Origin of the sequence: Bacillus sp. SRB_331 (assembly GCF_003264175.1) — a bacterium.
In the GTDB taxonomy this organism is placed as follows: domain Bacteria; phylum Bacillota; class Bacilli; order Bacillales; family Bacillaceae_G; genus Bacillus_A; species Bacillus_A mycoides.
The window spans coordinates 135,658-153,951 of sequence record NZ_NADV01000009.1 but is presented as its reverse complement, the minus strand read 5'-3'; the positions used below and the strand labels follow the sequence as shown (position 1 = coordinate 153,951).

Below are 18,294 nucleotides of genomic sequence, written 5' to 3'. Positions count from 1 at the left end.
AGATCTGGATCATGCTTACTTGAAACCTTAGCTACGTTATTATAAAACACCAGCGTTGCAAGTTCTTGTAGCGTCGTATACGTCATTGCTTCGATTGGTGTATGAAAATCAGGCTCAAATCCACCCTCAACGACTGACTTTCTTAAATCATGTATTCGTTTAGGGTTCACACTTCGAGTGAGTAGTAAATATGTCTCCAATAAATTCGAATGTTGATCCTCTTCTGAGGTCCAAGTATGAATAAAGTCTGTAATAACAGAAAGGGATCCTTTAAAGGTCGCCGATAAATACGTTGTAAACCATGGTAAATTCACTTCTGTTAATAAAGCTGTCTCAATAGCCGTAATTACACCAGAAGGAAGAGTAACTTGACTTTCATCCCAAGGAACTCTTTTAAAGTCCATTCCCTTATCCCATGGTAAAAACTCATGATAACCCCAGTCTATCTTCTGCGCTCTTATTTTATGTTGTTCATACAGTTCTTTTAAACGTGGTTCTAATCGGAAATCTAAATCATTTGTTAGCATATATAAGTGCCCCCCTTTTTTATCGTAGATAGTCATTCTATTTTTACATTCATTTGTATCCTTAAAAATTTTCTACAAATAAATATTACTTTCCTTTTTTTAAGTCAAATACAACAAATTTTTAACAAACCACTTTAAGAACGCTTTATTTCTATATGATTTTTTCATATCAAAAGGGAAACCGTTACATATATTGTCCTTTTTTATAAAAAGGGTTCTAAGGCATACGATATGTTGCTTAGCCTAAATAAAAAAACTATCCTCAACAAATAGAGGATAACATTCATGGATGAAGATACTCGTCATATTGTAAATCTTGGTGAGTATAAAAAGGTGCATATCCATAAAGAATCGTTTTATAATAAAGATTGATAAACAATTTATCTTTCATCCGTTTTCGCTACTTTCTAATTTTGTTATTGGTAGCAAAAACTTAAAAGATTAATGGCGTTTTATACACACTAACAATTTATTTAGATATAAGATATTAGATTAAGAAATTGCAAAATATATACAGTTGATAAGATAGCCTTAAACGACAATCCCCAACAAAATCACTGTACATTGGCTATGATGAGTTAGACCGAATTTTCGGAAACAGTATACAATACAAAGGAAAGAGGCGATAACCATGCAGTCAACGGAATCGTATATGAAGGAAAGACAACGTAGAGAAAAAATAGAAATAATATTTAATCACAGGGTAAAAGGAGAGAGTTATTTTCATGGTTCTTCCTATCAATGGAAAAACATTGTATATCAAAATTATAATAAGATACAACAAAAAGAGTTGGAAATTGAACAAATCATTTCGAAAATGGAAAAATCAGGAGTTCGTTTTACGCAGCACCGCTCGCTCATACACTATCCCATCATTGATTTCGTAAAATATATAGCTAAGATTTATAAGGAAACCCTCGAAACACAATAATCATATTTAAAGGAAACCTTTATAAAGTGTTTATTTTCGAAACTTTGTTAACTAAAAGCCCAAAAACTCATTTTAATATTCTTTTTATTCAAAATATTCTTATTTCTTGTTAGAATAAAAACCATAACGTATTCTAGTTGTTTTTATATCTTCAGATTTTGTGAATTTTATTACACCTTATTTACTTTTTATGTACTTTATAATAAAAAAAAGAATTATCTCTTCTCTTAAAAATTAAGAGAAAAAATAGTTCTTTTTCATTTATCTTATTTCTTAAAGTAAGTCCAGCCTTCTTCTTGGTAAATCTTTTCTTCTTTCATCAGTTTACCAAGTGCACGCTTAAATGCAGCCTTACTCATATTGAAACGTTCTTTAATGTCTTCTGGGTTGCTCTTATCCCAAAACGGCATTGCTCCGCCTCGTTCTTCCATATATGCATAAAGTACTGCTGCATCATCTTCCATTCCTTCTTCTTTACGAGGAAGAAGTGAAATGTTAATTGTACCGTCGTCTTTCACGTCAATAATACGACCTGTTACGCGCTCACCGATGCGGACTTGTTCTTTTCTTTCTGTATGGTGTAAGAAAGCACGGAAATGCTCGTCAGTTAGTATGAATGAACCAACTTGAAGTGAGCGATACACACGTCCATTTACGTTTTTATTACGCATAGATGGCGTTGCATCTACGATAATTTCTTGCATATCACTGTCTCTTGCCGGAAGAGCAATTAAACGATCACGATTCGTTAATTTTAACGTACAATATAATTCGTCGCCTTCCTGAGGCCATACTGGCATATAAATTGGAAACTCATCAAGTGGAATTAGTATATCTTTTGATACACCAATATCAACAAACACACCTAAACTAGGAATAACTTCTACAACCTTTACCCAATTCCAATCATGTGTTGTAATAATTGGTTCCTTCATTGTTGCTGAAATACGATTTTGGTGATCAAGGTATAAGAATACATCAATCGTATCGCCTTCTGCAATTTCTCCAGCTAATTCGTTTTTATGTAGGAAGATTTCTTCCTCTTCGTTTCCAACCATATATCCGATTTCCGTTTCGCGTAAAACAGTTACCTGTTCAATCGATCCTAATTGCAAATACATATTTTTTAATTCCCTTCTATATATATAAAATTATCTTTTTTATCATTCCAAACAAAAGTTAATTATAACACGATTTTTCCTTTATTTGTCCAACTGCCCAAAATTCACTATAATTAAATAAAGACTGTATCTATAGGACTATATTCCCCTACGGATGACCCGTCAAAACACTTAAGTTGCAACACTCTATCTAATCGATGTATTTTCCGCTATACTTTAATATGTATATTACATAGCCTATTTAGGTGCATGAAAAGATAGAAATTTATTTGGAGGTGCTAACTATGGCAAAAGAGAGTTCTTTTGACATCGTTTCGAAAGTAGAATTACCTGAAGTAACAAACGCAATTAACATCGCATTAAAGGAAATCCAAAACCGATATGACTTTAAAGGTAGTAAAAGTGATATTAAATTAGAAAAAGAAGTACTTGTTTTAACTTCTGATGACGAGTTCAAATTAGACCAAGTAAAAGACGTTCTAATTTCTAAACTTGTAAAACGTAACGTTCCAATTAAAAACTTGGACTACGGAAAAGTTGAAACCGCATCTGGTAATACTGTTCGCCAACGTGCAACTCTGCAACAAGGTATCGATAAAGATAACGCGAAAAAAATCAACAACATCATTAAAGAAATGAAATTAAAAGTAAAAACGCAAGTACAAGATGACCAAGTACGCGTAACAGCGAAAAGCCGTGATGACTTACAAGCAGTAATCGCAGCCGTTCGCAGCGTTGACTTACCAATCGACGTACAGTTCATTAACTATCGCTAAAAAGAAACCTCCTCTATTCAGAGGAGGTTTTATACTTATTACGAGCAACAAAATATTGCTTTATCCAATGATTTTTCTGAAATATACACTTTATCATTTTCAATTTTGTATTTAATATTATTTCTCTTAAGAACTTCTGTATCAACAGAATGCACACTATCGCCCCACCGAACAAATTTCCCATCGTCACCGTTGTCCCAAAAATGCAAACTTACGAATACGATAAGAATACATAAACATAAAGCGAACCACTTCTTTTTTCTCAAACATCTCACCTCATCATAAACTATCAATTAAGCGCAAAAGAGAGCCCCCTCATTTCCTCCTCTTTTTAACCGCAATTAAAAAAGCAATAAATAACACGTTCACACCGACTATTAAGGAGATAAACAACCAATTCACACCTGTTTCTTCGCTAACTTTATACACATTCGACTCTTCGCGCTTTAAAACAAGATAAAACTTTCCGTTTTCTTCTCTTATAATTTCGTCTTCTAACAATCCTCTTAACTCTTGTTTTTCACCAATTGTACTTACAGGTAAGGAAACCTTTTTCGTCTCTTTCGTATTATTAATCGCTACTAGTGTTACTTCATCTTTATACTTTCGTTTTAATATACTCATTCCATCTTTATCATATAGAAGTTCAAACGTACCACGTCGTAAAGATGGTCTCGCTTGTCTAAGTTCACCTAGCTTCGTTATGTGCTGCATAAACTTTTCATCAGATTTGAAATCCATTAATCGTCTATTATCTGGAGCATCTCCCCCATCTAATGCGATTTCAGTTCCGTAATAAAAATTCGGTATCCCCGGGGATGTTAATAAGTAAGTGATCGCTAGTTTTAAACGAGACGGCGGGTAATACATATTTTCTTTTGCAATACGTGCAAATCGCTTTGTTTCTTGATTATCTAAAAACGTAGCGAATTCCTCTTCTTTTCCACTCACATCATATAAAGGTTTCACAGACATATCTGCTTTTGAAAATGACTCTACTATTTTTTTATAGTACTCATTATCTTCCTTTGTCATAATGTAAAAATCTTTCTTTACCTTCTGCAAATCCTTTTGCACTTCATCCCAAAAAGCACGCGGCTTTTTTTCACTATGTATCACATAACTTCCGTCTAAATCGACTTCTTTTATCCACCATTTCATCGAGTATATTAATTGTTGTTCATTTTCTTCATACGGAAATTGAAAGACAACTTTCATTCCTTTTTTGTGAGCCTCATTTACAAGTTCTTTCACATCATTTTCTGTTCCGAAATGTTCATTTACTTTTCGAAAATTTCGAACGCTTAATCCATCATACTTTTCACTTTCAAAAAGCGGCGAAAGCATAATAGTAGTAAATCCCATTTCTTTTATGTAGTCCAATCTTTTTATAATCCCACGTATATCTCCGCCCTGATACCCTTCTAAATTACCAACGTCTAACTGTTTGTCATTTTTCGATTCTCCGTTATTAAAGCGATCAATCATAATGGAATATATAACTTCATCTCGCCATTCCCTTTTTTCTTCCGCAAAAGTATGTACTGGTACAAACAAAATAACAGCTAAACAAAAACAAATGAATAGTTCCTTAGTCCATATTTTTTTCACACGCATCCCCCAAACTTACAATTGTAAGAATATTATACCAATTTTTAGAACAAATCGCATACGTTGATTTTATCCCCCAAAAATACATAATGTTAGGTTTTCTAACATCTCCTAAAAAGTTTTCTGAATTTTTAGTTGATTTTTCTTTTTATTTCGAATATGATATGAAAAATAACATATAGATGTTATTTTTTCTAACATCATAGGAGGAGAGAGAATGAATACGGGAGATACAGTTTTTATTTTTGTAACGACAGTAATGGTCATGTTGATGACACCAGGATTGGCACTTTTTTATGGGGGTATGGTTCGCAGTAAAAACGTACTCAGCACGACAATGCACAGTTATAGCGCAATGGCTATCGTTTCGATTCAATGGATTGTTATCGGTTATTCTTTATCATTCGGGCCAGATTGGCACGGACTTATCGGCAATCTCGATTGGTTCGGTCTAAACGGAGTTACCTACGCACCAAACCCAGACTACTCATCTACTATTCCTCACAATTTATTTATGATGTTCCAACTCATGTTCGCTATTTTAACTCCCGCTTTAATTTCAGGGGCATTCGCCGAAAGAATGCGATTTTCTGCCTTTCTTATTTTTATCCTTCTTTGGACAACAATCGTTTACAATCCTGTTGCTCATTGGGTATGGGGCGTTGGCGGATGGCTGAGAGAACTCGGCGCATTAGACTTCGCTGGCGGTAATGTCGTTCATATCACATCTGGCGTTGCCGGTCTTGTATTAGCTATCTTCCTAGGAAAACGAAAAAACATAAGCGGCACCTCCCCTCATCATTTACCATTTACAATGTTAGGCGCAGGCTTACTCTGGTTCGGCTGGTTCGGTTTCAACGTCGGTAGTGCATTATCTTTAAATGACGTAGCTTTAACTGCATTTATTAATACAAATATAGCCGCCGCTGCCTCAGCTCTAACTTGGATGCTTTCTGAATGGTTCTTCCAATCAAAACCGACTGCGATGGGAGCTGCTTCCGGGGTTGTTTCTGGTTTAGTCGCAATTACGCCGGCTTGTGGATTCGTTACACCTTTCTCCGCTCTTCTTATCGGAGCAATCGGCGGTATATTATGCTTCGGAGCTGTCTTCTTCTTAAAAAACAAATTCGGATACGACGATACACTCGATGCATTTGGATGCCACGGCATTGGAGGAACTTGGGGCGGTATTGCAACTGGACTATTTGCTACTACTACTATAAATAGCGATGGTGCTAACGGATTATTTTACGGAAACGCCACTCTCCTTTTCAAACAACTTGTAGCAATCGGAGCAACATATGCATTCACAATCATAATGACGTACGCCATTATTAAGGCTATTAACTTCTTCCTTCCTGTTCGCGTCGATGAGCACGAAGAACAAATGGGGCTTGATATTTCGATGCACGGGGAGAAAGCTTATGAGTATACAGAGCGAGTAAATTAAAAAAGAGATGCAATCTATTAATAGTAGATTGCATCTCTTTTATCGCACTGATTAGATTAGCATACCCCACCCTGTATTCCCATAAATATATCGATCGTTTCTTTCAATATATCGATTTACCGACGAATTCCGACATAGCTAAAACGCAAAATACCCTGCATGATTTTACACAAAAAAGACGACCGTTTAACAGTCGTCTTTTCCTATTTACTTCGGAACATTCCCTACATACTGCGTAATATCAACATTTAACGCCCCTGCTAAACGCATTCCGTAGTCATGATCCGCGCGGAAGAAGTTGCAAATAGCTAGTAATTTTGTTTGCTCATTTACGCCTTTTAAGTCGTTTGTTAAGTTCGCAATTAAGTTGTCTTGCTCTTCTTTAGAGAATGAACGGTAACGCTCACCCGCTTGTTTGAAGTCATTTGGTTTTTCAATTTTTTCACGAGATACATAGCCTTCTACTTTCATAGTTGAATCGCGGTAAGCCGGATCTTCCACTGGATTTTCAGTATGACGGCTCGGTTCGTAGTTTATTGTAGATGGGTTTTGATCCACTTGCATCGCACCATCACGTTGTTGATTACGAACAGCTGCGTATGGGCAGTTTACAGGAATTTGTAAATAGTTTGCACCAAGGCGGTAACGCTGTGTATCTGGGTAAGAGAATAAACGACCTTGTAATAATTTATCTTCAGATGGTTCAATACCATTTACAGTTGCACTTGGAGAGAACGCCACTTGTTCTACTTCCGCAAAGAAGTTTTTCGGGTTACGATTTAACGTCATCGTCCCTACTTCAATTAATGGGAAACGATCTTCTGGCCATACTTTCGTTGGATCTAGTGGATCGAAGTCTAAAGAGTCCGTTTCATCTAGTTGCATTACTTGTACGTATAAATCCCATTTCGGATAGTTTCCTTTTTCGATTGCATCGAATAAATCACGAGTTGCATGATTGAAGTCTTTCCCTTGCACTTCTTGCACTTCTTTCGCACTTAAATTACGTACACCTTGCTGTGGCTTCCAATGATATTTAATGTAAACAATTTTACCTTCTGCATTAATCCATTTAAATGAATGTACGCCGAATCCTTCCATTTCACGGTAGTTTGCCGGTGTACCATAATCAGAAAATACCCACGTCATCATATGTGTAGATTCTGGAGTTAACGTCATGAAATCCCAGTAACGATCTGGTGTTTGAACATTTGTATCAGGTGCTGGCTTTAATGAATGCACCATGTCAGGGAATTTAATTGCATCACGAATGAAGAAAACTGGTAAATGGTTACCTACGATATCATAGTTTCCTTCTTCTGTATAAAATTTAACAGCGAACCCACGCGGATCACGAGCTGTCTCTGGAGAACCTTGACCATGAATAACCGTTGAGAAACGAACGAATACAGGTGTTTCAGTTCCTTCATTTTGTAAAAACGCTGCTTTCGTATATTGCTGCATGCTGTTTTTCGTTACGAATACACCGTGAGCACCTGCACCACGTGCATGCACAACACGCTCAGGAATACGTTCACGATCAAAGTGAGCAAGTTTTTCTACTAAATGATAGTCTTCTAACAATACCGGTCCACGGCGACCAGCTGTACGAGAGTTTTGGTTATCTCCAACTGGAGCACCTTGGTTTGTTGTTAAGCGCTTATTTGGATTCATCAAGGGTGATCCTCCTCTTTCCTTCATAGTAATTATTATTTATTTAAAATTATTATAAACTAATTATTATTCAAAATTAAATCCTTGTCAACTATTTCCTTCATTTTTTTGGAAACAATTTCAGCTAAACAATCAATAAATACAGATTGTGAATTGGGCATATTTAGTCTAAAATATGCGGCATTTAATTCATCAGTTACAACTTTACATTCATAATCGGTGTCATATAAAACTCCTAAATCGAGCAATGTGTTTTAAACCTAAGTAACAAACAAATTCATGCTCTGTAAACATTTTATTCATTGAATCTGTTAATTTATGCGCCTGCTCTTTCATTATTTTCCCAAGCGGTGAAATTCCACCAATTGCTTTATACCGTCCGATTAAATTTTGGAGCGCTTCTTCAGATGGCTTACGGCCATGACGAATGTGAGTATAATAAGCTTCTACATCATCTAATGACTCCGGTGTTCCATATGCCATTACAAGCAAACCTATTTTCTTCTTCGTCATCTATATAGCACCTCAATTTTGGAAATGAGAATCTTTTTCAAGAACATTTGTTTCCAATTATAACAAGCAATAATAAGTACGTCAAAATAATAATTCTAAATAAGTATTGTTTATAATATGATTTCGAATTTTATATGACAATTTATTTAAGAAAAAGAGCGGCTCACATAAATATAAGCCGCTCTTTCCCTATTCCTTAATATTTACCCCATACTCTTTAAACCAAACATGAATTTGCGCTAAATGAGCTAAAAGCTGCGGTCCAGTCATTAATTGGCCAAACCATGGTTTTTGAAATGCACTGCCCCCAGACTCGATCAATCCGCTCAATTGCTCCTTATCGAACAATTCATGCAAAATTGAGCCTTTATCCGTTAATAAATCTTGGAGCCATACTGTTACTGCTTTTGTATAGTGCGGGTTATGCGTTTTCGGATACGGACTTTTCTTTCTATACAATATATCATTTGGAAGTAATCCTTCTAAAGCCTTACGCAATAGACCTTTTTCGCGGTTTTTATACATTTTCATTTCCCAAGGAATATTCCACGCATATTCGACAAGTCGGTGGTCCGCAAATGGAACGCGTACTTCTAAGCTTGCCCCCATACTCATACGGTCTTTTCTGTCTAATAATGTTGTCATAAACCATACCATGTTTAAATAAAATAATTGTCGTCTCTTCGCTTCTAATGGGCTTTCTCCCTCTAAAATAGGAACTTCTTGAATGGATTCTTCATAGCGTTGTTGTACATATTGTTGTAAATTTAATTTATTTCTCCATTCTTTCTTCAGAAGTTGTTCACGCGCTTCTGTAGAACGCATCCACGGAAATGCACTTGATTGTAAATCATCTTCTCTATAAAACCACGGATAACCTCCGAATATTTCATCTGCACATTCTCCAGATAGACCGACGACAAAATCTTGTTTTATTTCACGGCAAAACCATAATAATGAAGAATCAATATCTGCCATACCAGGCAAATCGCGAACGAGTACTGCTTCTGTTAAATACTGTGCTAGTTGTTCATTAGAAATGACGCAGCGATGATGAATTGTTTGAAATGTCTCTGTCATTAAATTAATAAATGGTGCATCTGAATTTGGCTGAAACGCATTCGCTTTAAAATATTTGTCGTTATCTTCATAGTCAACAGAATACGTGTGCAATTGACCTTTCCCTGATCTTTCATACTCTTTCGCGGCAATTGCTGTGATAGCACTTGAATCTACACCTCCTGATAAAAAAGTGCATAGTGGTACGTCAGAAACTAATTGTCTCGTAATCGCATCTTGTAATAAAAAACGAGTTTTCTCTACTGTTTCTTCAAATGAATCTTCATGTTTTTTACTTTCTACATTCCAATATCTCCATATGCATAAACCGTCTTTTGAGAACGTCATTGCATGACCCGGACGCAGTTCTTGAATACCAGCATATACACCGTGACCAGGCGTTCTAGATGGTCCGAGGCCAAATATTTCTGACAACCCTTCTAACGTTACTTCCGCCTTCACATCTGGATGCGCTAGTATCGCTTTTAACTCTGAACCAAATAATAATCGTCCGCTATCATATTTATAAAAAAGCGGTTTTACACCTAATCGATCTCTGGCAATAAAGACTCGTTCATTTTTCTCATCCCATACTGCAAACGCATATATACCGTTTAAATGATCGACACATTCTTCTTTCCATTCAATATAAGATGCCAATAGTACTTCTGTATCGGAATGCCCTTTAAATGTATAACCTCTTCTTAATAACTCTTTGCGAATATCTTCTGTATTGTAGAGCTCTCCGTTATAGCAAATCGCATAACTCGTTTCGTCTTTTAAACAAGTCATGGGTTGTTTACCACCTTCAGGATCTACAACGATTAACCGTTTATGCCCAAATGCGACGTTCCCTTTAATCCAAACTTTATTATCATCTGGACCGCGTTTCGCTAGCGTTTCCGCCATCTTCGTCACGATGTCCCTTTCCCCTTCTAATGAGCGTTTATAATCCACCCATCCTGTAATCCCGCACATAAGAATCATCCTTCCTAATCTAATATCTGTTTCTGAACGTGCAGTAATCCCCACCCTATGAGTGCGGATACATAAAAACAACAAACTTGACGATAACTAACTATCCACATATGGAATAGCAGTTTCACAGTGTAAAGCGTGTTTTATTGTATGCCCATCTATCTTTAGGTGTGTCTAGTTATAAAGAACGTACGAACTGTCCATAACAAGAATAACTATTTCTATAAAAGGAGAAATGAACTATGATACAACGCAAACACATTTTGTATAACCAACCGCGCGCTCATACAGTCGGTAATGTAGAATATATAAACAAAGAATGGGTATTCTTTGATGATGAAAATGATGAGGCTTTTCTATTAGAAGATATTGCTGAAGATGGTTTTGAAATTTTATATAACAACAATTGGCTACCAGCTCGTTTTTATGAACAAGATATATTACAAATTGCAAATGAACAACATTCTCTCCAAAACGGGGAAATGATACGAATTCGAAAAAAATTACTTCTTAGCTATAATGAATGGCTTGAGGAATTACCTGACTCTGTCTTTACATTATTAACCGAATCATTGCAATCACTTAATTACTCTTTATATGATTGCATGTATTGTCATAATTATTTATCCTTCTTGCCAAAAGAGGAAGCATGCGAAGGAGTAAATATTCTTTTATTCGATAACGACGAAATGATTTGTACATTGCAGCATCATTTTGTACGCCACTCTTCCTCTAATAAAAATATTTTGCGATTTACGAAAGCAAACGGAGAAGAGTTGCATATTGATGCGACATAAAATAAAAACCACCTTATCTCCCAAATATTTGAGATCATAAGGTGGTTTTATTTTTTATTAGAATACTTTCCAACCAATCGGTAATTTCAGTCCAAGGTAAAATACCGCTACTAGTGCAACAATAAATAATCCCCAAAATGCCCCTGTTGCTTTGTTCTTGCTCATTTTCACAAGAATCATTTCCATTCCAGCGATTACTAATATACCAGCTAGCATTTTCATGCCGTACCACATGTGCATGCTACCTGTTGCCGTCTTCACAATACTCATGTACAACATGAAACCTGTCACAATAATGATGATATACATAAGGCGAAGCCCCATATGTACACCTTTACCTTTTCTTCCTGCTGAATAAAGTGAATACGCAACGAAGAATAAAATTAATCCTAACGCCCATGCTGTAATATGCATATGTACCATCGTATCCCTGCCTCCTCTTTTTCACACTTTTTCACTCTATATGATAACATGTTCATATATTTTCAGGAAATGTTTCGCTTTTTTATATTTAAATGCTATAATATTTAGAGTATTTACAAACTTCTTGTAATAACAAAAGGGGGAACAATCATGATTCAAACTAAGGATATTATCGAACTTACAGACACATACGGGGCAAATAACTACCATCCACTTCCAATCGTTATTTCTAAAGCAGAAGGCGTTTGGGTAGAAGATCCTGAAGGAAACCGCTATATGGACTTATTAAGTGCATATTCTGCAGTAAACCAAGGTCATCGTCATCCAAAAATCATTAACGCTTTAATTGACCAAGCTAATCGAGTGACGTTAACTTCTCGTGCTTTCCATAGCGATCAATTAGGTCCTTGGTACGAAAAAGTTGCGAAACTAACAAATAAAAATATGGTACTTCCTATGAATACAGGTGCAGAGGCTGTTGAAACTGCAATTAAAACAGCTCGTCGCTGGGCTTATGATGTGAAAAAGGTAGAAGCAAACCGTGCAGAAATCATCGTTTGTGAAGATAACTTCCACGGACGTACAATGGGTGCTGTTTCTATGTCATCAAACGAAGAGTACAAGCGTGGCTTCGGTCCAATGCTTCCTGGCATTATTGTAATTCCTTATGGTGATTTAGAAGCGTTAAAAGCTGCGATTACACCAAATACAGCTGCATTCATTTTAGAGCCAATCCAAGGTGAAGCAGGAATTAACATTCCACCAGCTGGTTTCTTACAAGAAGCTTTTGAAGTATGTAAAAAAGAAAACGTTTTATTCGTAGCAGATGAAATCCAAACAGGCTTAGGCCGTACGGGTAAAGTATTTGCTTGCGACTGGGACAATGTAACTCCTGACATGTACATACTTGGTAAAGCACTTGGCGGCGGCGTATTCCCAATCTCTTGTGTTGCAGCAAACAGCGACATTTTAGGTGTATTCGAGCCAGGTTCTCACGGTTCTACATTCGGTGGTAACCCACTTGCATGTGCTGTTTCTATTGCAGCTCTTGAAGTATTAGAAGAAGAAAAATTAACAGAGCGTTCTCTTCAATTAGGAGAAAAACTAGTTGGGCAATTAAAAGAAATTGATAATCCAATGATTACTGACATTCGCGGTAAAGGTTTATTCATCGGTATCGAATTAAACGAGCCAGCTCGTCCTTACTGTGAACAACTAAAAGCAGCTGGTCTATTATGTAAAGAAACACACGAAAACGTAATTCGTATTGCACCACCTCTAGTAATCTCTGAAGAAGATTTAGAGTGGGCGTTCCAAAAAATTAAAGCTGTACTATCTTAATCATAGTGAGGTTGTCCTAAATATAGGACAACCTCTTTCTTTTTTTAGTAGTTTATCGTAAAATAAAATTGAATATTCTGTTTTTAGTTAAAAAGGGGGTAACTGTATGCTATTGAAATACGGTAAACACATTAACAATTTAGCTACAATTTTTATTTCTATGACATTCATCGGCTTCATATTATCTACAACTTTACTCAGTCATTATTCAACTCCTAATACATTCACACTACTCAAAACATCATTTTGGGCTGCTGTTTTCCTTACAATTATCGGTTTTGGCCGTGAGAGAAGCGCACTTGCAGTTATGCTAATTGGAATTTGTACTTTAGCATTAATCGGATTGTATATTTTCGCCATCATAGATTACTCCGTTAATCCACGCCCATAGAAAAGAGCTATCTTTTCACAAGATAGCTCTTTTTTCATTTCACTATATTTCTTAACGTACCAATTCCCTCTACTGTAATAACAACTTCATCACCAGCATGTAAAAACTTCGGTGGCGTAAAACCTTTACCAACACCAGCTGGTGTCCCTGTTGCAATGATATCTCCTGGCTCTAATGTCATGCCTTTACTTATAGTCGAAATAATTTCTTCTACTGAAAAAATCATTTCTCTCGTATTTGAAGTTTGCCTTACTTCTCCATTTACCACTGTTTCAATGTGTAATGCATTCGGCGTTCTAACCATCGATTTATGAATTAAATACGGTCCCATCGGACAAAATGTATCGAAACTTTTCCCTAGGAAAAATTGTTTATGTTTCCTTTGAATATCCCGAGCAGTTACATCATTTATAACTGTATATCCAAAAACATGATCAAGAGCTTTTTCTATTTTTATTTGTTTCCCTCGCTTACCGATAACGATTGCTAGTTCACCTTCGTAATCAAGTTCATTCGTCGCGTGAGGGTGACCATTAATTTGCTCATCAATTCCAATCACTGTTGTTGGCGCCTTTGTAAAAATCATTATATTTTCAGGGATAGACTCTACTCCGCCCATTTCTACCGCATGCTCACGATAGTTCTTTCCAACACAAAGAATATTTTTTCTCGGCCTTGGAATCGGTGCTAATATTTTCACCTCTGCTAACGGATAATACGCCGATCCCGCATTTTCCTTCGCCCAATTTACAATATCGTACACTTTCTCAAGACATTCGCTTCCTCTTTCAATACACTCTAACATGGTAATTGGGATAGTAACCTTTTCCCCTTTTTGTCTTTGCGCTTCTCTTAAATGTAATACCTTTTCTTCCTCTTCATCCACAATACCTACAAATACTTTTTCTTCTTTCTTAGCCGTTACAAAACGCAATACTTCCACTCTCCATCCTAAAACTCATACCCTATAATTGTATTCGCATCCTTAAGAAAAAAACCTTCTTATACACGCTAATTTTTACAATATTCAACCGTTATTATATTTGTTCCTCATCCGTTATTTGACATAAAATGTAGAAATTATACTTTTTTTAGCGAAGATGTTTCTTTTTTATGGGATTTTTGTATAATATGTACTACATATATACATAAAATTTATTGAGAGATGGAGCCGATTTCAATGTTTGAGCAAGCTATCGAAAAAAAACGCGAAAAAATGATCTATTTTGCTGAACGCTACGGAATGACTTCTCAAAAAACAGTAGATTGTAGCCAGGAATTGGACAGGCTCTTAAATGTTGTTTGGCCTATACATACAGATTGCACACATACTCAGATGTTCGAAACACATACTCAATAACGTATGTGTTTCTTTTATTTCGAAAAAATACACATTTTATTGAAAACGCCCATACAATAGTAGAAAAGAAAATTTTAAAAACGAAAGGTGTTTTGTATGCCAGCTATGGTCGGACATATTCGTATCGTTAATATTGGATCAAGTGGTATTTTTCATATTGGAGATGTATTTGCGATTAGGCCTATTAGTTATTCACGCGCTTTTGCCGGAGCCGGTTCATTTAATGTTGGGGATAACGTCTCTGTCTACAATTATCAAAGCTCAACGACCGTCAATGATTCAGATGTAATTGATCAAGCAATAATTGGTTCGAACTAAAGGGGGCGATTGCATTGAATTTTTATGTGAACCAAAGTATCATCATTAACAGCATTAAAATCGATAGCATTACGACCTCTTCCGTTTTTCAAATTGGAACTGCAGGTAGTATTAAGGCTCTTTCTAAATTCTCAAATTCTGGCGGATTTACAGAACCGCTTCGCCCTTTACATGCGAAAGGACAAATTATTTCCATCAAACCATCAACTGGTTCTTCTTAAGGTATCCTTGTCATAAATATATAGCAGGAATATATTTCCCCTCCCTATTGAAAAGGAGGTTTCACAAATGAATCAAGATATATATACTTACCTACACCAACTTCAACAAGCTCTCCAAATACAGCAGCAAACTATTCTAAACCTTGAAGAGCAAGTTCGCCTACTACAAGAAGAGCTTAATGAGTTAAAAAGTCGTCCCTCCTCTTCTATAGGAAAAGTGGAATATAAATTCGATCAATTAAAAGTAGAAAATTTAAACGGCACTTTAAATATTGGCTTGAATCCATTTTCAACAAAAGGGCAGCAAATTGAAGATTTTCAAGTAGATACAGAAACATTAAAAGTAAATCCTGAAACAGAAACAAATCCAGACTTTTATCAAGGTATCCTCCAAGAAATGCATCGCTATTTAGATGAAGAAGCATATAGTCGAATTCTCCATTTTGAACAAGAAGAGAGGACGCCGCTTGATGAGATGTATCGACAAATGATGGTGGATGACATAAAAAAACAGATGGAACATAGACTTCCGTATTATTTATCACAAGTTCAATCGTATGAGGGTATTTCCACAGATCCCGATTATTTACGAGACGTCATTATTCAAGCAATGAAACAAGATATTGACAAAGCCTTTCTTTCCTTTATTCAACACATACCGGGCAATTTTCGAAAGGAGTAAGTATGTATGAATTTAAATGTTGTAAACCGCGAGTTAAAAGTAGGGCAGATTAAAATGAACGGGGTTTCTTCTGCCGCATTATTTTTAATTGGAGATGCAAACCTTCTCATCCTTTCTTCTATTCTTGATACGCCATTCGAATCCGTTACCGAGGGGCCATTTGTACCATTAGTAACAGCTGTCCCTACGACTCCAGGTTGAGGAGACTCAAAATTATGTTACATCATGTTTCAGTTGTCCAAAATGTTTCTATTATTTCTTTGGGGATTGCTGCAGTATTTCAAGTTGGTGATGCAAATCAAATGGAATTAAAAAGCAGGGCGCTTTTGGTTCATCGGGAAATTCCTTGTTATTTAAAAGGAGAAGGTCACTTAGATGCTTTTGAAGTTTTCACAGATGAACACATTACTATTCCAAAGCGAACCACAGATGTAAAAGTAAATATTATAAATGAGTGTCCTTTTATTGAAGTAAACAACGTTGAAGTGCGGACACTTTTAAATTCTGGTTGCTTTCAAATTGGAAATGTTGATTATGCTTTTAATAACTCTCGTATTATGCAAATCCGCCAATACATTACTGATGAACCTTCCAATAAATAATTCATATAGTAATTAAAAAGCTTAGCAAAGTAGGTGAATGGTATGCCTTCGGTTGTAGGAAATCTTGTCGTTCAAAACAGTAACGGCTCTTTCAACTTAGGAGATTTTTATAACGTGTCTCCGAAAGAAAATACGAAAGCTTATAACGGTTCTGGGGCTTCCAATGTCGGATTTGTCGTCAACACTTTTAACGGCGTTAGTGCGACAAATACATTCGATTCGGACGTTGCAGACCAAGACCAAATTGGAACAGCGTAAAAAAGAAACAGCTTTTAGCTCTATTTTGTGTAGAGCTAGGGCTGTTTCTTCTATTTTTAACATCTTACATATTTACGTTTGAATCCGAGTCTTCCTCTATCAAGTTCTTTATGAATACTTTCATGAGCATTTAGAAAACTGCTTTTCTTATTGTCCCGTTTTAGCTCCACTATGCCTACTTCCTTTGCAGTTTCAACTGCCTTTTCATGTAGCGGCACATATGAAATCCCCACGGTGTTTAGAAAATTATTCATAGCGGATTTCGTTCGTTCTGGCGCATCGTGAATTGTATTTTTCACAACTTCTAGCATATTGGTAATCTTACTTTCGGAAAATTCATGGTCTTTTCGATTCCCTAAAAGCCAGCAGTAGCAACTCCATCCCGCTGACATTCTTAGTTCGTCACCACTTGCAATCCATTTATCAGCAACGTCTTGTGCAAAATCTGATTCTGATAAAGTTACTGCCACCACATAATCGGACAGCATATAAAAGTACGCCCCATCCATCCAACGATCAAAATCCGATTCGTTCATAGTTTTTGGATTTGCAATAATGCCTGCAAAGTACATCGCATCATAGTTACCTGTAGCATAAAGCTCTTCAGCTAAACTTTGATTGATTTTTATTTTCTTCGCGATTGGTTTCATAGCACCTGTAGCTACTCCAAAAAGTGGTTCCTTTGCACCATTGGATATGTATATTTTTTTAGTTCGTTCCTTGCCGAGAGTTTCAAGCTCTTGCATTACTGTTTCAAAATCCATCGTGTTGCACTTCCTTCCTTAATATTATAATCAATTCGCTTATATTCTTTATCAAGTTCTCTATACTTCATAACTCCATCTTTTAAAGCGTTTTGTCCATCAATTTACGATTTTCAAAATGGGATTTCGTTATACGCGTTTATCTAGCTAATTAATACCGATTATAAAAACTAATCATTAATGAAGATGCTACTCCCCGCTAGTGATTAGTTTTTTTATTTAAATGATAATCCCTTATCTTCTAAAGCCGCTCTCAATTTAGGTAAAGATGCTCGTCCTATACCATGCAGTTTCAAAATTTCTTTTTCACTATACTTTGAAAGTTCTGCTTCAGTCGTTATTCCATGGTGCTCTAACGCTCGCCTTGCTGGTGCTGAAAGAAGAGAAAGAAAGCCTTCTTTTGGCTTCCTCTCTTTCTCACAGGTTGGGCAAGTTGGACAATCGCTACTTTTGTAGTACTCGTGTCCTTGATCACAAGTTCTTAACGTCGCCATAAT

The 18,294-nt window shown here is 36.1% G+C and carries 23 protein-coding genes and 1 pseudogene; 13 read left to right on the top strand and 11 right to left on the bottom strand.

All coding sequences use genetic code 11. The annotated features are described in order from the left end of the window. Positions 1 to 527: acyl-ACP desaturase (locus B5P42_RS08420; RefSeq protein WP_181458788.1), on the bottom strand; the 527-nt coding region annotated here is incomplete at its 3' end. 631 nt (positions 528 to 1,158) lie between these two features. On the opposite strand from B5P42_RS08420, the gene B5P42_RS08415 reads away from it, so the two are divergent. Next, positions 1,159 to 1,458, top strand: a complete 300-nt coding sequence (locus tag B5P42_RS08415) for a hypothetical protein (RefSeq protein WP_002030282.1) — start codon at positions 1,159 to 1,161, stop codon at positions 1,456 to 1,458. 266 nt (positions 1,459 to 1,724) lie between these two features. Here B5P42_RS08415 and B5P42_RS08410 read toward each other — a convergent pair whose 3' ends face one another. Next, the gene (locus B5P42_RS08410; protein ID WP_002011240.1) at positions 1,725 to 2,579 is read right to left on the bottom strand and encodes a CvfB family protein; all 855 of its coding nucleotides are present in this window, start codon (positions 2,577 to 2,579) and stop codon (positions 1,725 to 1,727) included. 284 nt (positions 2,580 to 2,863) lie between these two features. On the opposite strand from B5P42_RS08410, the gene B5P42_RS08405 reads away from it, so the two are divergent. After that, complete coding sequence (locus B5P42_RS08405) at positions 2,864 to 3,355, top strand: YajQ family cyclic di-GMP-binding protein (protein WP_002030284.1); 492 nt, start codon at positions 2,864 to 2,866, stop codon at positions 3,353 to 3,355. Between the two features lie 38 nt (positions 3,356 to 3,393). Here the strand turns inward: B5P42_RS08405 and B5P42_RS08400 are convergent, their stop codons facing one another. Both B5P42_RS08400 and B5P42_RS08395 read right to left on the bottom strand, forming a co-directional pair. Beyond that, positions 3,394 to 3,621 (bottom strand): hypothetical protein, encoded by a 228-nt coding sequence (locus tag B5P42_RS08400; RefSeq protein WP_113734017.1) that lies wholly within the window; start codon positions 3,619 to 3,621, stop codon positions 3,394 to 3,396. 49 nt (positions 3,622 to 3,670) lie between these two features. Continuing rightward, a complete protein-coding gene (locus tag B5P42_RS08395; protein WP_113734014.1) occupies positions 3,671 to 4,972 on the bottom strand; it encodes an alpha-amylase family glycosyl hydrolase in 1,302 nt (433 codons plus the stop codon). A 211-nt stretch (positions 4,973 to 5,183) separates the two neighbouring features. On the opposite strand from B5P42_RS08395, the gene B5P42_RS08390 reads away from it, so the two are divergent. Further along, positions 5,184 to 6,416, top strand: coding sequence for an ammonium transporter (locus B5P42_RS08390; RefSeq protein WP_002011245.1), 1,233 nt, complete (start codon positions 5,184 to 5,186; stop codon positions 6,414 to 6,416). Between the two features lie 207 nt (positions 6,417 to 6,623). On the opposite strand, the gene katB is transcribed toward B5P42_RS08390, so the two are convergent. From katB to asnB, 3 genes and pseudogenes are all read right to left on the bottom strand, one after another. Continuing rightward, positions 6,624 to 8,090 carry a catalase KatB gene (gene katB / locus B5P42_RS08385; RefSeq protein ID WP_113734013.1) on the bottom strand — a complete coding sequence of 489 codons (1,467 nt, stop codon included), beginning with the start codon at positions 8,088 to 8,090 and terminating at the stop codon, positions 6,624 to 6,626. Between the two features lie 59 nt (positions 8,091 to 8,149). Then, positions 8,150 to 8,603: pseudogene (locus B5P42_RS08380) on the bottom strand (ferrochelatase). A 189-nt stretch (positions 8,604 to 8,792) separates the two neighbouring features. Beyond that, a complete protein-coding gene (gene asnB / locus B5P42_RS08375) occupies positions 8,793 to 10,640 on the bottom strand; it encodes an asparagine synthase (glutamine-hydrolyzing) (RefSeq protein WP_044437751.1) in 1,848 nt (615 codons plus the stop codon). Positions 10,641 to 10,882: 242 nt separating this feature from the next. Between asnB and B5P42_RS08370 the strand changes: the two genes are divergently transcribed. Beyond that, complete coding sequence (locus B5P42_RS08370) at positions 10,883 to 11,437, top strand: DUF2777 domain-containing protein (protein WP_044437749.1); 555 nt, start codon at positions 10,883 to 10,885, stop codon at positions 11,435 to 11,437. 57 nt (positions 11,438 to 11,494) lie between these two features. On the opposite strand, the gene B5P42_RS08365 is transcribed toward B5P42_RS08370, so the two are convergent. After that, the gene (locus B5P42_RS08365) at positions 11,495 to 11,860 is read right to left on the bottom strand and encodes a YisL family protein (RefSeq protein WP_113734012.1); all 366 of its coding nucleotides are present in this window, start codon (positions 11,858 to 11,860) and stop codon (positions 11,495 to 11,497) included. Positions 11,861 to 12,010: 150 nt separating this feature from the next. Between B5P42_RS08365 and rocD the strand changes: the two genes are divergently transcribed. Then, complete coding sequence (gene rocD / locus B5P42_RS08360; RefSeq protein ID WP_000616665.1) at positions 12,011 to 13,201, top strand: ornithine aminotransferase; 1,191 nt, start codon at positions 12,011 to 12,013, stop codon at positions 13,199 to 13,201. A gap of 106 nt (positions 13,202 to 13,307) precedes the next feature. Then, positions 13,308 to 13,592, top strand: coding sequence for a hypothetical protein (locus B5P42_RS08355; RefSeq protein ID WP_000925332.1), 285 nt, complete (start codon positions 13,308 to 13,310; stop codon positions 13,590 to 13,592). A 34-nt stretch (positions 13,593 to 13,626) separates the two neighbouring features. Here B5P42_RS08355 and B5P42_RS08350 read toward each other — a convergent pair whose 3' ends face one another. Beyond that, positions 13,627 to 14,526, bottom strand: coding sequence for a fumarylacetoacetate hydrolase family protein (locus B5P42_RS08350; protein WP_044438097.1), 900 nt, complete (start codon positions 14,524 to 14,526; stop codon positions 13,627 to 13,629). 246 nt (positions 14,527 to 14,772) lie between these two features. Between B5P42_RS08350 and B5P42_RS08345 the strand changes: the two genes are divergently transcribed. The 7 genes from B5P42_RS08345 (at position 14,773) to gerPF (ending at position 17,033) form a co-directional block, all read left to right on the top strand. Further along, on the top strand, positions 14,773 to 14,952 hold the full coding sequence (locus B5P42_RS08345) for an aspartyl-phosphate phosphatase Spo0E family protein (RefSeq protein WP_002087032.1): 180 nt from the start codon (positions 14,773 to 14,775) through the stop codon (positions 14,950 to 14,952). A gap of 96 nt (positions 14,953 to 15,048) precedes the next feature. Beyond that, positions 15,049 to 15,270 carry a spore germination protein GerPA gene (gerPA, locus tag B5P42_RS08340; protein ID WP_001111190.1) on the top strand — a complete coding sequence of 74 codons (222 nt, stop codon included), beginning with the start codon at positions 15,049 to 15,051 and terminating at the stop codon, positions 15,268 to 15,270. Positions 15,271 to 15,284: 14 nt separating this feature from the next. After that, positions 15,285 to 15,491, top strand: coding sequence for a spore germination protein GerPB (gerPB, locus tag B5P42_RS08335; protein ID WP_044437744.1), 207 nt, complete (start codon positions 15,285 to 15,287; stop codon positions 15,489 to 15,491). Between the two features lie 67 nt (positions 15,492 to 15,558). Then, positions 15,559 to 16,173, top strand: a complete 615-nt coding sequence (gene gerPC / locus B5P42_RS08330) for a spore germination protein GerPC (RefSeq protein WP_002011266.1) — start codon at positions 15,559 to 15,561, stop codon at positions 16,171 to 16,173. Between the two features lie 6 nt (positions 16,174 to 16,179). Next, positions 16,180 to 16,374: a spore gernimation protein GerPD gene (locus B5P42_RS08325; RefSeq protein ID WP_113734011.1), complete on the top strand. Its 195-nt coding sequence runs from the start codon at positions 16,180 to 16,182 to the stop codon at positions 16,372 to 16,374. A gap of 14 nt (positions 16,375 to 16,388) precedes the next feature. Further along, positions 16,389 to 16,775 carry a spore germination protein GerPE gene (locus tag B5P42_RS08320; RefSeq protein WP_113734010.1) on the top strand — a complete coding sequence of 129 codons (387 nt, stop codon included), beginning with the start codon at positions 16,389 to 16,391 and terminating at the stop codon, positions 16,773 to 16,775. 42 nt (positions 16,776 to 16,817) lie between these two features. Continuing rightward, positions 16,818 to 17,033: a spore germination protein GerPF gene (gene gerPF / locus B5P42_RS08315; protein WP_001141566.1), complete on the top strand. Its 216-nt coding sequence runs from the start codon at positions 16,818 to 16,820 to the stop codon at positions 17,031 to 17,033. A 56-nt stretch (positions 17,034 to 17,089) separates the two neighbouring features. Here gerPF and B5P42_RS08310 read toward each other — a convergent pair whose 3' ends face one another. Both B5P42_RS08310 and B5P42_RS08305 read right to left on the bottom strand, forming a co-directional pair. Then, on the bottom strand, positions 17,090 to 17,797 hold the full coding sequence (locus B5P42_RS08310) for a DNA alkylation repair protein (RefSeq protein ID WP_113734009.1): 708 nt from the start codon (positions 17,795 to 17,797) through the stop codon (positions 17,090 to 17,092). A 215-nt stretch (positions 17,798 to 18,012) separates the two neighbouring features. After that, a complete protein-coding gene (locus B5P42_RS08305; protein WP_113734008.1) occupies positions 18,013 to 18,291 on the bottom strand; it encodes an RNA polymerase alpha subunit C-terminal domain-containing protein in 279 nt (92 codons plus the stop codon). Between the last annotated feature and the right edge of the window lie 3 nt (positions 18,292 to 18,294).

Coding starts and splice junctions, on each gene's coding strand:
- B5P42_RS08365 (WP_113734012.1), bottom strand. CDS start 11,860: ATGGTACATATGCATATTACAGCATGGGCGTTAGGATTAATTTTATTC.
- B5P42_RS08390 (WP_002011245.1), top strand. CDS start 5,184: ATGAATACGGGAGATACAGTTTTTATTTTTGTAACGACAGTAATGGTC.
- B5P42_RS08405 (WP_002030284.1), top strand. CDS start 2,864: ATGGCAAAAGAGAGTTCTTTTGACATCGTTTCGAAAGTAGAATTACCT.
- B5P42_RS08410 (WP_002011240.1), bottom strand. CDS start 2,579: ATGTATTTGCAATTAGGATCGATTGAACAGGTAACTGTTTTACGCGAA.
- B5P42_RS08325 (WP_113734011.1), top strand. CDS start 16,180: ATGAATTTAAATGTTGTAAACCGCGAGTTAAAAGTAGGGCAGATTAAA.
- B5P42_RS08310 (WP_113734009.1), bottom strand. CDS start 17,797: ATGGATTTTGAAACAGTAATGCAAGAGCTTGAAACTCTCGGCAAGGAA.
- B5P42_RS08320 (WP_113734010.1), top strand. CDS start 16,389: ATGTTACATCATGTTTCAGTTGTCCAAAATGTTTCTATTATTTCTTTG.
- rocD (WP_000616665.1), top strand. CDS start 12,011: ATGATTCAAACTAAGGATATTATCGAACTTACAGACACATACGGGGCA.
- B5P42_RS08305 (WP_113734008.1), bottom strand. CDS start 18,291: ATGGCGACGTTAAGAACTTGTGATCAAGGACACGAGTACTACAAAAGT.
- B5P42_RS08395 (WP_113734014.1), bottom strand. CDS start 4,972: ATGCGTGTGAAAAAAATATGGACTAAGGAACTATTCATTTGTTTTTGT.
- B5P42_RS08415 (WP_002030282.1), top strand. CDS start 1,159: ATGCAGTCAACGGAATCGTATATGAAGGAAAGACAACGTAGAGAAAAA.
- gerPC (WP_002011266.1), top strand. CDS start 15,559: ATGAATCAAGATATATATACTTACCTACACCAACTTCAACAAGCTCTC.
- katB (WP_113734013.1), bottom strand. CDS start 8,090: ATGAATCCAAATAAGCGCTTAACAACAAACCAAGGTGCTCCAGTTGGA.
- gerPF (WP_001141566.1), top strand. CDS start 16,818: ATGCCTTCGGTTGTAGGAAATCTTGTCGTTCAAAACAGTAACGGCTCT.
- B5P42_RS08355 (WP_000925332.1), top strand. CDS start 13,308: ATGCTATTGAAATACGGTAAACACATTAACAATTTAGCTACAATTTTT.
- asnB (WP_044437751.1), bottom strand. CDS start 10,640: ATGTGCGGGATTACAGGATGGGTGGATTATAAACGCTCATTAGAAGGG.
- B5P42_RS08345 (WP_002087032.1), top strand. CDS start 14,773: ATGTTTGAGCAAGCTATCGAAAAAAAACGCGAAAAAATGATCTATTTT.
- B5P42_RS08370 (WP_044437749.1), top strand. CDS start 10,883: ATGATACAACGCAAACACATTTTGTATAACCAACCGCGCGCTCATACA.
- gerPA (WP_001111190.1), top strand. CDS start 15,049: ATGCCAGCTATGGTCGGACATATTCGTATCGTTAATATTGGATCAAGT.